Below are 15,378 nucleotides of genomic sequence, written 5' to 3' on the forward strand. Positions count from 1 at the left end.
CGTAATGAGTCGCAAAAAATATCTACGCCTTTCTGATTGTCAAAACGACCTTATAAATAAAAGCTTTCTTCCGCTTCCCGGCCATGCAGCATATTGTTTAGTGCTAGGGCAAGGAGCGCAACCCATGCCGTTTAGCACAACGGATAGCTTGGACTCATTGATACCTATCTTTATTGCGGTATTTTTTTCATGTTGAGATATGCAGATTATACGTTTACATAAATGTGAAAGGGCTTTTTCAATCCAGATCGTCAACGTTCGCTTCCAACGAGACATTGGCCTATCCCATGCCCAACCATGAGGGCAATATATAGCTTTAACCTTTCTATATAAAATCCATATCAGCGGCCTTAGAGTAACGCCGGCAAACGTCGAGTGTATATGCACGATTTTTGTGGGGTTTTCACGTATAAAATGAGCTGTGACTTTAGCGATAGAGATGGAGTTTAAAGCACGGTTTTTTTTATCTTTGTAGGTAAGTATCTTCACGCCCTTGAGAGAAGGAAGCTCGGTACGTTGAGATTCGGGGATAATTACTGCAATTGCCTCAGCACCAAAGGTCTCAGCTTGAAGGGGCAAAAGTTCCCTCAAATAAGTTGCTATCCCGCCTTTGATAGTTTCCGCGCAATGTAGGATTTCTATATTAGCCATTGGACCACTTTGTCACTGCTTAATTATATGATTGGGAAGTTGTACTTATCGACTTGGGCGTAAAAATGTCTTAAGGAAGATTGTAAAGCTTCTTGGTGTATATAGTAGAAGGGCTGAGCGAAATAAACCATAAATGGAATATCGATTAAGAGTGAAGTGTTTAATGATGACAGACATCCGGCTTTTTATTTGTGTTTTACGTTTCTTTGTCGATATTCCATTAGGGTCGATAGTGCAGGAAACTAAACTTTCTTGAATGTTGGTTGCATAATGCTTTTGAATTATTTTGAAAAAATAAGCGTAATCTTCAGCTGCTGGAGCGTCGGTTGGATACAGGCCAATAGTATCCAAAACCTGGCTTTTGAAAATGACAGTTGGATGCGTGAATGTTGCATTCAAAAACATTTTTTTCTTGAGTAATTCGAAGTCGGACGCATGAGCAACAGTATAAAGTTTTTGGCCGTCCATATCGGTAAAGTCAACCCAGCTGCCAACAAGGAAACAGTGTAGGGTTTTGTTCGAGAAACTTTAGTTGTTTTTGAAATCTGTTGTTCTTGCAGATGTCACCACAATCTAATCGCGCAATAAATTCATAATCTCGACCTAGTACTGTTAGTCCGTGATTAAGAGCGTGCTCAATACCTTGGTTAAATTTGAGCTCCAATAGCTTTATCGGTAAGACTCCCTTGTATTCACGCAGTATATCTGCTGCTTTTATTTGTTCGCTTCCATCATCGACTACTATTATATCTGGAGTGATGTAGTCGTGGTCAATAGAGTCAATTGCCTGGATGAGTGAGTGGCCTGCATTATAATAGGGTATTAGCACACAACATTTTTTCATTACGAAATTCCCAAGGTGGCCATTGCACTTTCGCGCGTGAACACAAGCGCGGCCATTAACATGAAGAGTATTAAAAGAAATTGGTTCTTAAGTGCAGAGGTGATTTTGATCTTGGAAAATATGACTGCAACAGCTAGCGGGACCAAGAAGAGAAACCACACCATATACCGTTCAGAGACATCTGCGTTAGTCACAGCGAAAAGCATCAGCGAAAAAAACATCAGAAGAAACTTGGAGATATTTTGATGTTTTTCATCGGATATGGCGTTTGTAAACACCAACGATAGATAAATGATAACACATAACCAAAAATTAACTGTTTTCCAGACAGCCTCGATATGAGATACGCGACCACCTTTCAGGTAAAGGTTCGACTTATCCGATAGCCAATCTAATCCGGTCAAGCTGGTAACCAACTCTACAAATGGCCCTATGAGTGATGAGCAAGCTAGTGCGGCTATTGGAATACCAATATAGTAGGATTTCTTGTTTGGTAATCTGGTGAATAACGGGCTAGCCAAAATGATGACAGCAGACCAATGGAACGCAATTGAGAGAGCTGCAAATATGACGAAGCGAGAATAGTTCTTCTGATAGCAGTAGTGGAACGCTAGTAAGCCCAATGGTATTGAGTAAATTTGACGCATTGCGTTCCCTGCGTATACCGCAAAAAACGTCATAAAGACCAAAGAAAAAAGAAGGGGCGAAATAGGAGTTTTGTCCGTCGCCTTTTTATATGCAAAATACGTCAATGACAAAATTATGAAGTAATTAGCAATCAGCCATCCACGCTCATCGAGGAAAGGTTTCATTAGGGCTTGCACAGGCCAGAACAATAGTTCAGTGCCGAATCCTGTGTCTAATGTTGCGGTTATGGGCGAGCTTAGGCGGTTATAAGAAGCCAGGTACGTTACAGTGTCGCCACCAGAGTCGAAGGGTCGTAGTGCAATGAAGTAAAAACCTAAGATTAAAGGGGGGAGGGTTAGAAATATTAATTTATGCGCGTTGTGCTCATTGTTTTTCAGTAAAATGGAGTCGCCTTTATGTAAAAGCGCACAGATTGTCCAGCTAGCTACAAAGTATGAAGTTAATATAATTATGCTGTTCATCTGGCCAATACTTAATCTGATGGGGAGTGCTTTGCTCTATTAAAAATCACGTATGCATCTATTTGGATTCAATTAGCAAATGAAATAGCTTGGCGTAAATCTAAATTGACGCGTGGCTTTAATTGGTGGTTCGATGTTGACTGCGTGTAAAAGTGACCTTGGCCAGAGATTGGCTTTATGCTGTTGTACCTTTGAGAAAGTGTTTTTTTAAAGTTCTTTTAAGTTTTTGAAATATCTTCTCTGCTATACCCATTTTCCATGAATGCCCCCAGTGATGAATGGCATACGTATTTTCAACGACATCGGAATAAAACAAGATTTTAATTTCCGATGCGAAAGGGTTGTAGGGATAAAAAAATTCCTTGCTATATATCTTGTGGTTGAATGTGTAGTTGCCTTTTTGAGTTTCGTATACTTTTGTCATCACCTGCGGAATCGGTATGGTGTCTGTTGAAAGCGAGCGAGTAACCGCTTCAAGTGAATCTTTTATGAAGGCGTTCTTCGCAGTGCAGCCAATAATTCCTGCAGCGATATGTTTGTCATCTTCAAGTCCGATAAACATGTCAGTGTCGAGCAGTGGGTTCAAGCTTTTGATGACTTCCATGTCGGTATCCAAATAGATTCCGCCATGATTATACAAAACATGCAGGCGTGCGATATCTGAAGCAAAAGCCCATTTTTTTGCCTCAAGAGTTTTTAGATATGCAGGGTCAGTAATATTTAAGTTGCTTTCGTCCCAGCATTGAATTTCGTAATCAGGAAGAGTTTTTTTCCAGCTAGCTATACATTTTTTTATTGTTTCAGGTAGTGGGTTTTTCCCCAACCAGATGTAATGTATTTTCTTAGGAATCATATATATATCCAAAATATTCTGCGGATGATTGTAGGTTAATTCATGATGCGCATAGTGCTGAATGCACTGTGTTCGATGCAGTGAATACAGTGGGTGTTGTGCGATTGTTATATTTGAAATATTATTTTTGAGCGCTTGATATTTTTGTGCGAAACTTCAGGGTGTGGCAAAGATGTTCAGTGCATTTTTATCATGCGATGATTGCTCAAAATCAGCAGATTTTAAAACTGAGCGACTCCACGCTTCTTCCACTTCATTCGGGTTACTAGTAATCCAGCTTAATTTGTCTTCCCAGCACTCAATGGTCTGAGTTGTAACTACAAACGAGGAGTCAACAGTTTCAGGCAACCCTCCTATGTTTGATACTAATACAGGTATGCCTGATCGAACAGCCTCTACACTTACCCTCCCAAATGGTTCGGTCCAAGCTGAGGGTGCAATAAGTATGTCAATGTGCGTGAATAACTTATCCCTGTCGCTACACCAACCAGCATAATGAATGTTTTTTGAGGAGTATTTTTTTGGGTTTTGCGAAAAGTATACAAAATTTAGTTCAGGATGATTGTGTGCTAATGATAGAAATACCCCTTCGCCTTTTCGAGCTGAAGGGTTAATAATTCCCACTCTGGGCTTGGATGGTATTGGCTTAAGGTTTTTAAGAGGGATATCTATGGGGGGGTATAAAACACTAATATCGACTTTAGGATAATATGTGCCAATAAAATCTTTCATGAACTCGCTATTTGTAACTATTCTATCTGCGCTTCGGTAAGCCAAGGCAATTTTTTTGGCTGCATAAATTTTTTTAAATTTACGTCTGATTTTTTCTTGTAGTGGGTAATGTGATTCGTGATCAAAAAAATCTTCAAATGCTCTGCATAATATGTAGAACTGTGTTTTGTTTGTCCTGAGTTTTTCAGTTAAATCACATGTACCATTTGATGTGACTACTATATCGAGTTCTGAAATCAATTTTGGGTGGGAGCGGATAAGTAGGTCAATCGCAGTTTTGAACCATTGCCTTTTCTTAAGTCCTCCGAATGGAGGTCTAAGTTCCAGGTTGTCCGTAACTACGAAGATGCCTTTATCTTCGAGCTCATTCACCAAGTCTTTGGATATGTTGGGAGCTATAATGCCGATTTTTTTGTGCTGTCTAAGTTTATCAATTAATAAGTAGTTTGAAATATTTCCTCCGGACGCCCCTTTTTGGGTGCTCGATACAAACTCATAAAGTATAAATAGTATCATATATAATTAATGATTCTTAAGAGTGAATTGTGGAAGTGATGTTAGAGTGTTGGAGCAGATCTGCCGAAACTTTCAATTTGATGCGATTGAATTCTAATAATATGGCTGTTTTATAAGTTGTATAGGTGTTGCCAGTTTTTTAGCGTTTGTTATATATGTAGAAAACAGTTGTGCTTCAGGCTTTCCGGATGATCAGCGCGGTTAGTGCAGCATATATTATTGCATTGCTCAAACTAAATGCCATCACAGCGCCTAACGCGGTCCCGATCCATAAATACCCAATCAATATCGCCAGCACCCGAATCAGCACAGCAATTGCCTCGAATGCCAGGAATAATCCTTGAAGAGACAGTGCGGGGATAGCAGCGATTATCGGACGTGTAACTAGTACGACAAACAACCATATAGACATCCAGCGGGAGTATTCACCTGCCTCCTTCCAATCAGCGCCAAATATCAATGCGAACAACCAGGGGCCAAAGGCTATTAAAACAAGGTATGGAAGGCTTCCTATGGCCGCTAAAGTGGCACATGCTTTCACCAGCAGTTTTTTTCCGCTTTCCCCATTGCGAATTGTTTCGACAAATTTTGGATAGAACACCTCTGCAACTGAAGTGCCGATTAAATTTGAAGGTACGAAAAGAACTGTGCGAGCCAGTACATAAAATCCTACTGCGGCAGGGGTAAATAAATTTGCCAACATCAATATAGGCAAGCTCTGGCCAACGCTATTCAAAAATATTTGCGGGGTGCGGTAGTACGCGAAGTCTTTGTACTGCTTGAGTAAACCTGTGGCCTCATAATTCGAAAGTTTACTCGGCTTGTCTTCCTTGTTTTTCTCCCGTACGCCAACTCCAATAAGAATCGCTTGCAATAAATAGCCGAAGGAAGTTGTTCCTATCAAAATTACTGCTGACGGATTAAGCAATCCCAGCCCGGCTTTCATCAAACCGATAATAAAAGCTTGGAGAATGGCAGATTTGGCTTTGAGGTTAAATAGTCTCTTTCTGATTGTCCATTGGCTTGAACTAGTCATCAGGACTGAAAAGAACATGGTGACAGGTAGAATTAACAAGAACGGTTCAATGGCATGCAGATTGAAAGCTTCTACGATAGGTGTTTTAAAAAGGATCAACACCAGTGCAGTGATCAATGAGGTCAGCAATGCAATCCAGAGCGATATTTTCGCTAACCCGATTGCATCTGAATCCTGCTTTGGTAGCACCATTGCCAATGGGTAACTGAGAGCAGCCAACGGGCTTACCATTTCAAAAATGGCGATGAATGTCCCCATAGCACCAAAAGTTTCTGGGCCATAGATCCGAGTGATTGCGGGCGAGAAAGCCATTGCAATTGCTTGGGCGCCAGCAGTTCCCGTAGCTACAACTGCCACATTGCGAGCAAACTTACTTTGTGTGAGTTGCCTGATCTTGTTGAACAAAGTAGGTCTGCCTTTGCTGATTAATGTTAGCTTAATTGATAGTGTTATTGGTTTTGGCGACCTACTGAATAGTAAGTAATTCCTTTTTTACTCATTCTTTTTGGTTCGAAAAGGTTTCGGCCATCAAATATCAACGCCGATTTAAGTTGTTGCTTAATATATTCAAAATCAGGAGCTTTAAATTCTTGCCACTCGGTCACAATAATTAGTGCATCAGCGCCCTTTATCGCCGACTCTTTTGTACCGCATAGGCTCAGTTCTTCCTGAGCACCATAAATACGTTGAGTTTCTTCCATGGCTTCCGGGTCAAAAGCTTGCACTTTGGCACCTGCTTCCCATAGAGCCTCCATCAATACCCGGCTTGGAGCCTCTCGCATGTCATCGGTGTTGGGTTTGAAACTTAGGCCCCAAAGTGCAAAAGTTTTGCCGCTCAAATTTCCGTCGAAGTGTTTTGATATCTTTTTAAACAGAACGGATTTCTGTTCATCGTTACGGCTCTCTACTGCCTTAAGCACTTTTGCATCAAAGTCGATGCTATCGGCAGTTCGAATCAGTGCCTGTACATCTTTAGGAAAGCAGGAGCCGCCATAGCCAACGCCGGCGTATAAGAATTGGTAGCCAATACGTGGATCTGAACCGATGCCCTGGCGAACCATCTCGATATCAGCGCCGAGCATTTCAGCCAGGTTTGCCATTTCGTTCATAAAGCTGATTTTTGTTGCCAGCATGCAGTTGGCTGCGTATTTGGTCAGTTCGGCACTGCGCACGTCCATCACGATAATTTTTTCGTGATTTCGGTTAAAGGGGGCGTACAACTCACGCATGACATCTTCTGCGTTTTTGTTGTCTGTGCCGATGACGATACGGTCTGGGCGCATGCAATCTGCAACAGCTGAGCCTTCTTTCAGGAACTCAGGGTTGGACACCACGCTGAAGTCCAGATCTTCACGCCCACGAGTCGCCAGTACTTGTGTGATCTTCGCGCTGACCTTGTCGGCGGTGCCGACCGGGACAGTTGATTTATCGATAATGATTTGCGGATGTTCCATATGCTTGGCAATGGTTTCTGCTACAGCCAACACATATTTAAGATCGGCGGACCCGTCTTCGTCTGGTGGAGTGCCTACAGCGATGAACTGGACTTCACCGTGTTTAACGCCTGCGGCTGCATCTGTGGTGAAGTTCAGGCGACCTGCAGCATGGTTTTCTTTTACCAGTGCCTCAAGGCCCGGCTCATAGATTGGAATATGACCTTGTTTCAGGCGTTCGACTTTGTTGGCATCGATATCAATACAGACGACGTCATGGCCGACTTCTGCAAGGACGGCGCCTTGGACTAGGCCGACGTAACCGATGCCAAAAACTGTAACTTTCATGCCGATTCCCTTTGAGCGTATTGCGAATGGAAAGATGGGAGTAAACTAAAATATTACCCACATTGATAAGTGAGCATAGGTATATACACTGTATAAAAGTTTCTTTGCTTTACTTTTATATGCAAAAGAATTAGCCCTGGTCATGATGTATCGATAACTCAATGTAGATGAATAGGGCGGGGAGGCGAGACAGTGTGAGGTGTATATACCTATGCGCAATAATGATTTTTTAGGCTATAAGATTTATTACATATATTTAGACACGCTACCGCCACAAGATTATTCGCCAATCCTTGAGAGCGGTGAGTTCTGATGAAATGTGTTGTTACTTCGGTATTGAGGCATTAAAAGAGCGCCCTCAAGTGATCGGGGGCGCTCGTGATTATTTATACGCTATAATTAAACGCTGTCGGACTTGTATTCATAGTTGTAGTAGCCGTAGGCGCCGTAGCCGTATTTAGCCGATGCACGTTTTTCTACCCCGTTGAAAATAGCGCCTTTCAGGTTAATCCCGTTCTGGGCAAATCGACGCATGGTCAGTTCGACTTCGCGGGCCGGATTCAGTTCAAAACGGGTAACAATCAAGTTGGTGCCCGATTGGCGGCCAACAATAGCGGCGTCCGTTACGGCCAAGAATGGTGGCGTATCCAAAATCACCAGATCGTAGTTAGCACTCACGTGCTCCAGGAACTCGGTAAAATTTTTGTGCATCAGCAATTCAGATGGGTTTGGAGGGATTTGACCACGTCCAATAACATCCAGGTTTTCCACTTCCGTTTTATGAGTAGCAGTATTGAGATCGCAACGTTTAGCCAATAGATCGGATAAACCGTTCTCTACAGGAATGCCAAACATTTTGTGGATATAACCTTTGCGCATATCCACGTCGACCAACAACACGCGCTGACCCGACTGGGCAATGACAGCGGCCAGGTTGGAAGAGACAAATGACTTGCCTACTTTTGGACTTGGGCCAGAAATCATCAAGCGGTTGTTATCGGCTTCCAGCATGGCGAAGTGCAGACTGGTACGCAGGCTACGCAAGCCTTCAATTGCCAGATCGGTTGGATGGCTGCTAGCCAGCAGCGGTGTTACTCGGGTGCCGCGACCACCAGGGCTCTTTTCATCTTCAACTTTTTGCAGCGAACTGAAAGGGATCGACGCATAAACTGGTAGGCCAAGTTTTTCAATGTCATCCGGGTTTTCTACACCACGGTTCAGTGCCTTACGGAACAGAACATAACCAATGGCCAAGAATGCTCCAAAAAGAGTAGCGATCAATACGATCAGTGCTTTTTTGGGTTTGACGGGATTTCGCAGGTCAACATCGGCAGTATCTATTAGACGTACATTGCCCACTGCGCCAGCGCGCATCACGTCAAGCTCCTGAGATTTGTTCAACAACTGCGTGTAAATCTCGGTGCTGACTTTCAGGTCGCGGGTCAGGCTAAGGAGTTCTTGCTGGGTGCTTGGCAAACCTTCAACCTGTTTGGCTAAACGGTTTTGCTTGCTGGTCAACTCGGCCAGTTGTCCCATCAGGGCGCGGTAAGCCGGATGCTGTGGTGTGAACTTGCGATCCATCTCGGCCTGTTGCAGTTTCAAGGCTGAGATGCTGGTGTCCAGCGCCACTATCTGGTCGAGGATGGCTTTGGCTTCCAGGCTGATATCAATGGACTTGCTGCGAATTTGGAAGGCATTCAGTGCGTTTTCGGCTTTTTCCAAATCCTTGCGAACTTGTGGCAATTGATCTTTCAAAAAGCCCAGGCTTTGTGCGGCTTCAGCAGACGTGCGTTCAATGTTTTGATGCACATAGAGACGGGCAATTTCATTCAGAGTCTGGATTGCGGTAGCCGGATCATTGTCTTCGAGCGCCATGGCAATCATGCCGGACTCTTTACCTCGCTCGGTGACATCCAGAGCTTTTTGATAGCCCATGATCGTGCTGAGGCGAGGGCTACGGATTACGCTAAAAGTAGTGCCCGGGTTGGCTTGTAAGTTTTCTACTGTCAGCGAAATTCCATTTTCGTTGACATCTTTACCAACTTGGCCCTTGAGCAACACGTTGTCATCGTCATCCAGCAGGGTAAAATCCCCGGCCTCTCCGCTAACCAGTGTGAGCTTCTTGCCCAGCAATTCCTGCGGCAATTCCAACTCAGCAATCTTCAGCTTTTCACCACCCCACGCATAACTGTTCATACCGAACAGTGGGCTGGCTACTGCATTTTCTGCATCCGGCTTGAACCGTCGCGCCATAAACTCGCCAATCAGCGGAAAACGGTTGGGCTCTACCTCAATATCCAGCTTCAAATTATCGACAGCAGCACCGATATTCCTGCGGGACTTGATCAGCTCAATTTCCGTCGCCGACGGCGATTCTTTACCCAGCATGCTGCTGATATCAGAAAAGCCCAGCGGATCATTCTTCTTGGCTTCTACCTGAATCAACGCATTTGCCTGGTACACCGGCGTAGCCAGCAGGGCATAGGCAACGCCTGCCGCCATAAACACGCCCGTGACGCCGGCAATCAGCCATTTATGGTCGATCAGCGTACCCAACAACCCCATCAGGTCGATTTCGTCGTTATCGTCATCTTGTTCATGGGGCTTTGTCACGGGTGCTTGCTGCATAAGTCGGTTTCTTATCTTCACGGTAATTCGAGGGATGACTCAGCGTTTGATCCGCTGGGCCCATGCATTTACAGCGGTATCAATCAGTGCGTACGCATGCACAAAAGCAGGCTTGCCCTGGCGGTACGGGTCGTTGATTTCGCGGTTGTCTTGCCATTTGCCCAGCAGGAATACTTTGCCCCGAGCCTCTGGAGCGAGGTTTAGGACACCATTAATATGATGTTGTTCCATGACCAAAATAAGATCGGCTTCATTTATCTTGGCAGCGGTCAGCTGGGTGGAGATGTGTTCGGGCACGGCGTGGCCATGTTCTTCTAGAACAGCAGCAGCAGTGGCTTCGATGGGCTTGCTTTTTACGGCGCTCAGGCCTGCGGAGCTCACGACGATGTCGGTGGGCGCAAGGGCGACCCGCAAGAGGTGTTCGGCGGTAGGGCTGCGGCAAATGTTGCCAATGCAGACAATCAAGATTCGTTTAAACAAGGCAGCTTCCTTTGTGCCATACATGCTCAGCCGGCGAGAGCACTTAACGAATCGTCACGACCAATACTCCCTGTCCAGGGAGTGGCAGTGCCTATCAATAAAGGCTGCCGGCATCAGTATGATGTGGCGATGGCCTGGGCGGGAGCACAGTTGCTCCGGCTTTATTACAGATAAAGGGTCGGTACGAAGTTGAACGGGCAAAATATTAACTGCGAACCGATTGCAATATCAACCTTTAAATCAGCAGATGATTTTATTTGAGCTATATAGGCGTATTTCAATATTTATTGGCCGACAATAAATAACATTTCGGCCGTTGCCGACCAAAAATAACTCCGCCCAATGGCAGGTGTCTTGAGCAGGGCCCTGTGCTAGCGGGCGCTGCCCCGGACTTTGTGGGGCGGCCCTTGCCGGGGCCGTGTACGGGTAGGAGGTGATGTGCAGGCCGGTATTTTTGGCCTGGAAGCCGCTGCTCTGGCAGCAGGTTGGCTGAGTCGCGGGCCCTTGGGCGCCAGTGTGTCGCAATGATGGCGCTATGATATGACTGTGTAAACGGTCTTTTTATTGGTGGTGTTACTGGCCAGTTAGTTGTTTGGAAGTGCGTGGGTTAGTTATGGTTATAAGTGGTGCATATATAGATTTAATGTGAGTTTGTGCATCAAGTTTGTGCCGATATATAGGGGATGTGTGAGTTGCACCATGATGGTGACTGGAATGTTGTTTGTGGTCACGGTTGGGGGGCGCTGTGGGGGGGCAGGTAAATCCCGGATTCAGGTTTGACGGTCGCTGCGCAACCGGACGCAGCCTCGCTTCGCTCGTCAGCGGCTACAGGGGTTTGTGGCTGCTCTTTGAGTGTGTCGCCGGACTCGGCGGGGTTTCAGGCAGATCATGGGTTCAGGTTTGACGGTCGCTGCGCAACCGGACGCAGCCTCGCTTCGCTCGTCAGCGGCTACAGGGGGGTTGGGGCTGCTCTTTGAGTGTGTCGCCGGACTCGGCGGGGTTTCAGGCAAATCGTGGGTTCAGGTTTGACGGTCGCTGCGCAACCGTACGCAGCCTCGCTTCGCTCGTCAGCGGCTACAGGGGTTTGTGGTTGCTCTTTGAGTCGGCGGGGTTTCAGGCAAATCATGGACTCAGGTTTGACGGTCGCTGCGCAACCGGACGCAGCCTCGCTTCGCTCGTCAGCGGCTACAGGGGTTTGTGGCTGCTCTTTTGAGTCGACGGGGTTTCAGGCAAATCGTGGGTTCAGGTTTGACGGTCGCTGCGCAACCGGACGCAGCCTCGCTTCGCTCGTCAGCGACTACGCGGTTTTATGTTTGTCCGGTCGGCGGCCGTTGCGCGAAAGCACAACACTTGCCGGCGAAAAACCGGATAATGGCCGCCATTATTTGTCTGGCAATTCTGGTAATCCCGCATGGAAATCAAGGTCAACTTTCTCGACAACCTCCGACTTGAAGCCAAGTTCGATGACTTCACCGTGGTTGCCGATCAGCCCATCCGCTACAAGGGCGATGGTTCGGCTCCTGGTCCGTTCGATTACTTTCTGGCGTCGTCGGCGCTGTGCGCGGCCTACTTTGTGAAGTTGTACTGCTCGACGCGCAATATTCCTACCGAGAATATTCGCCTGTCGCAGAACAATATTGTCGACCCCGAAAACCGCTACAACCAGATTTTCAAGATTCAGGTCGAGTTGCCTGCGGATATTTCCGAGAAGGACCGCCAGGGCATTCTGCGCTCCATCGATCGCTGTACGGTGAAGAAGGTGGTGCAGGCCGGCCCCGAGTTTGTGATTGAAGAGGTGGAAAACCTCGACGCCGATGCCCAGGCCCTGTTGATGCCGGCGTCCGGTTCTGAGGGCGGTACCTTTATCGCCGGCAAGGACCTGCCACTGGAGCAGACCATCGCCAATATGTCGGCCATTCTGGCTGGTCTGGGGATGAAGATCGAAATCGCTTCGTGGCGCAATATCGTGCCCAATGTGTGGTCGCTGCATATCCGCGATGCGCAGTCGCCGATGTGCTTCACCAACGGCAAGGGCGCGACCAAGGAGGGCGCGCTGGCGTCGGCGTTGGGCGAGTTTATCGAGCGCCTTAACTGCAACTTCTTCTACAACGATCAGTTCTGGGGCGAAGAGATCGCCAATGCCGAGTTTGTCCATTACCCGGACGAGCGCTGGTTCCAGCCGGGGCCCAACGACGAGCTGCCGGGTGAGATTCTCGATCCGTACTGCCTCAAGGCGTTTAACCGCGAAGGTGAGTTGCGCGGCTCCCATCTGATCGATACCAATTCGGGTAACGAAGCGCGCGGTATCTGCTCGCTGCCTTTCGTGCGCCAGTCGGATGGCGAGGTGGTGTATTTCCCCTCCAATCTGATCGATAACCTGTTCCTGAGCAACGGCATGAGCGCGGGCAATACCCTGGCCGAAGCCCAGGTGCAGTGCCTGTCGGAGATTTTCGAGCGGGCGGTCAAGCGTGAAATCATCGAGGGTGAATTCGCCCTGCCGGATGTGCCGCAGGCCGTGCTGGAAAGGTACCCGTCGATTCTGGCCGGGATCCAGGCGCTGGAAGAGCAGGGCTTCCCGGTGCTGGTCAAGGATGCCTCCTTGGGCGGCGAGTTCCCGGTGATGTGCGTGACCTTGATGAACCCGCGCACCGGTGGTGTGTTTGCGTCGTTCGGTGCCCACCCGAGCCTGGAAGTGGCGCTGGAGCGCAGCCTCACCGAGTTGCTGCAGGGGCGCAGTTTTGAAGGGCTTAACGATCTGCCGCAGCCGACCTTTGAAGGGCAGGCGGTGACCGAGCCGAACAATTTCGTCGAGCACTTTATCGATTCCAGCGGTGTGGTGTCCTGGCGCTTTTTCAGCTCAAAATCCGATTACGAGTTTGTCGACTGGGATTTCACCAGTCAGGGCGAAAACGCCAATGCCGAGGAAGCCGCGACCTTGTTCGGCATTCTCGAAGGCATGGGCAAGCAGGTGTATATGGCGGTGTACGAGCATATCGGCGCCAAGGCGTGCCGTATCCTGGTGCCGGATTATTCGGAAATCTACCCGGCTGATGACCTGATCTGGGACAACACCAACAAGGCTCTGTTTTTCCGTGCCGATATCCTCAACCTGCATCGTCTTGACGAAGAAGAGTTGCAGGGGCTGGTCGAGCGGCTGGTGGAAAGCGAGCTGGATGATTACACCGATATCACCACGTTGATCGGCATCGAGTTTGATGACAATACCGCCTGGGGCCAGTTGACCATCCTGGAGTTGAAGCTGCTGATCTGGCTCGCCCTTGAGCAGTATGAAGAGGCGAAAGAGGCGGTGGAGATGTTCCTGCAGTACAACGACAACACGGTGGAGCGCGGTTTGTTCTACCAGGCCGTGAATGCGGTGCTGGAGATGAAGCTGGATGAAGACCTGGAGCTGGAAGACTACGAAGCCAACTTCCGCCGCATGTTTGGCAACGAGCGCATGGATGCGGCTATCGGGTCGGTGGACAGCAGCGTGCGCTTCTATGGTCTGACGCCGACCAGCATCAAGCTCGAAGGGCTGGACAAGCATCTGCGCCTGATCGACAGCTATAAAAAGCTGCATGCGGCGCGGGCCCGGGCGGCGGGGCTGGTGGGTTAAATCACTGCGTTGCTTGCGCGCCCACGCTGTCCTTTATCCGCAGGCTGCCAATAGCCGCGCCGTGATATACAGCCCCAGGCCAAAGGTCAGGTGGGTGGTCAGGCTTTTTTGCCGCACCACCCAGGGCTTGGGGGTGCGTGCGCCGGCCATTCCCATGCCCCACGCCGGTTGCATCAGCAGCCAGGGTGCGGCGACGCTGATCAGGCCTGTTAACAGGGCCGGCAGCAAGGTTGGCCGGGCCAGCCATGCACTGCCGGCACTGGCCACCAGCAGGGTCGCAAAGACCATGCCGGTAAGGTAATGGAACCCCCAGCCGATCAGTTGTTCATATCGGGTGGGGCTGGCAGCGGCAATCGAGCGGTGGCTGAAGCGGCCCTGGCACATATGGCCCAGCCAGCGGCCGACCAGTCTGTAATCCAGCGACGCGATGCCTGCCAGATGCTGTTTGCCAACGGCCACGGCGTCCATAAACAGGGTTGCGCCTGTGCCGATAACGGCGCCGTTGACCATGACTTCCACGATATTCATCTCAATTGCCCCTTGCCTGGTGTGTGTCTGGTTGCTTGAATCAGTGAGTGTGCAAGTTCAAGTCGACTTGAGGTCAAGCATGAAAGAGCTGGTCATCGGTGAAGTGGCGCGACGCTCGGGGGTCGCGGCGTCGACCTTGCGTTATTACGAGGACAAGGGGTTGATTCGCTCCGTGGGCCGCCGTGGCCTGAGCCGGGTCTTTCGCGCCGATGTGCTGGATAAACTGGCGCTGATAGCGTTGGCCCAGTCGCTGATGTTTTCCCTGGATGATATTGCCCCGATGGTGCAGGGCGATGGCCTTACCGATCTGGACCGCACCCGGTTACTGCACAAGGCTGCCGAGCTGGACGGCCTGATCGGCAGGCTCTGTCTGGCTCGGGATGAACTGCGCCGGGCGGCGGCATGCCCTGCACCGCGGCATGCGGACTGCCCCAGCTTTCAAAACCTGCTCGATACGGCCGCTGGCAGAGGGCCCGCCGTCCGCCGTTTTATCCGCCCTGCGGATTGAGCGACTGGCGTGGTGAAGGGTTCAGATCGGTGCTTTACTGAATCTTTAAACGGGCACGAAACGCTGCGCAGGGATGCCGGCAGATCAGGCACTTAG

General features: G+C 48.6%; 12 protein-coding genes. 2 read left to right on the forward strand and 10 right to left on the reverse strand.

Annotated features, from left to right (window positions below; all coding sequences use genetic code 11):
* Positions 1 to 39: 39 nt before the first annotated feature.
* The 9 genes from AB3G35_RS12955 to AB3G35_RS12995 all read right to left on the reverse strand — a co-directional run bounded on the left by AB3G35_RS12955 (position 40) and on the right by AB3G35_RS12995 (position 10,630).
* On the reverse strand, positions 40 to 651 hold the full coding sequence (locus tag AB3G35_RS12955; RefSeq protein WP_369781565.1) for a glycosyltransferase: 612 nt from the start codon (positions 649 to 651) through the stop codon (positions 40 to 42).
* A gap of 478 nt (positions 652 to 1,129) precedes the next feature.
* Complete coding sequence (locus AB3G35_RS12960; protein ID WP_369781566.1) at positions 1,130 to 1,495, reverse strand: glycosyltransferase family 2 protein; 366 nt, start codon at positions 1,493 to 1,495, stop codon at positions 1,130 to 1,132.
* A complete protein-coding gene (locus tag AB3G35_RS12965; protein WP_369781567.1) occupies positions 1,495 to 2,604 on the reverse strand; it encodes an EpsG family protein in 1,110 nt (369 codons plus the stop codon). Before AB3G35_RS12965 ends, AB3G35_RS12960 begins: the two co-directional genes overlap by 1 nt.
* Before the next feature lie 175 nt (positions 2,605 to 2,779).
* Positions 2,780 to 3,457 (reverse strand): glycosyltransferase family 32 protein, encoded by a 678-nt coding sequence (locus tag AB3G35_RS12970; protein ID WP_369781568.1) that lies wholly within the window; start codon positions 3,455 to 3,457, stop codon positions 2,780 to 2,782.
* A 156-nt stretch (positions 3,458 to 3,613) separates the two neighbouring features.
* Positions 3,614 to 4,705 carry a glycosyltransferase family 4 protein gene (locus AB3G35_RS12975; protein WP_369781569.1) on the reverse strand — a complete coding sequence of 364 codons (1,092 nt, stop codon included), beginning with the start codon at positions 4,703 to 4,705 and terminating at the stop codon, positions 3,614 to 3,616.
* Positions 4,706 to 4,880: 175 nt separating this feature from the next.
* Positions 4,881 to 6,146 carry a lipopolysaccharide biosynthesis protein gene (locus AB3G35_RS12980; RefSeq protein ID WP_369781570.1) on the reverse strand — a complete coding sequence of 422 codons (1,266 nt, stop codon included), beginning with the start codon at positions 6,144 to 6,146 and terminating at the stop codon, positions 4,881 to 4,883.
* 44 nt (positions 6,147 to 6,190) lie between these two features.
* Positions 6,191 to 7,522: a UDP-glucose/GDP-mannose dehydrogenase family protein gene (locus AB3G35_RS12985; RefSeq protein WP_369781571.1), complete on the reverse strand. Its 1,332-nt coding sequence runs from the start codon at positions 7,520 to 7,522 to the stop codon at positions 6,191 to 6,193.
* A gap of 399 nt (positions 7,523 to 7,921) precedes the next feature.
* Positions 7,922 to 10,150: a polysaccharide biosynthesis tyrosine autokinase gene (locus AB3G35_RS12990; protein WP_106116603.1), complete on the reverse strand. Its 2,229-nt coding sequence runs from the start codon at positions 10,148 to 10,150 to the stop codon at positions 7,922 to 7,924.
* Between the two features lie 39 nt (positions 10,151 to 10,189).
* A complete protein-coding gene (locus AB3G35_RS12995) occupies positions 10,190 to 10,630 on the reverse strand; it encodes a low molecular weight protein-tyrosine-phosphatase (RefSeq protein WP_369781572.1) in 441 nt (146 codons plus the stop codon).
* Positions 10,631 to 12,041: 1,411 nt separating this feature from the next.
* On the opposite strand from AB3G35_RS12995, the gene AB3G35_RS13000 reads away from it, so the two are divergent.
* Positions 12,042 to 14,246 carry an OsmC domain/YcaO domain-containing protein gene (locus AB3G35_RS13000; protein ID WP_369781573.1) on the forward strand — a complete coding sequence of 735 codons (2,205 nt, stop codon included), beginning with the start codon at positions 12,042 to 12,044 and terminating at the stop codon, positions 14,244 to 14,246.
* A gap of 33 nt (positions 14,247 to 14,279) precedes the next feature.
* Here AB3G35_RS13000 and AB3G35_RS13005 read toward each other — a convergent pair whose 3' ends face one another.
* Positions 14,280 to 14,774, reverse strand: coding sequence for a DUF2938 domain-containing protein (locus AB3G35_RS13005; protein WP_369781574.1), 495 nt, complete (start codon positions 14,772 to 14,774; stop codon positions 14,280 to 14,282).
* A gap of 79 nt (positions 14,775 to 14,853) precedes the next feature.
* Between AB3G35_RS13005 and AB3G35_RS13010 the strand changes: the two genes are divergently transcribed.
* A complete protein-coding gene (locus tag AB3G35_RS13010; protein WP_369781575.1) occupies positions 14,854 to 15,282 on the forward strand; it encodes a helix-turn-helix domain-containing protein in 429 nt (142 codons plus the stop codon).
* The last annotated feature ends 96 nt before the right edge of the window (positions 15,283 to 15,378 follow it).

It is taken from the genome of Pseudomonas sp. WC2401 (genome assembly GCF_041200115.1).
Lineage (GTDB): Bacteria > Pseudomonadota > Gammaproteobacteria > Pseudomonadales > Pseudomonadaceae > Aquipseudomonas > Aquipseudomonas fragi.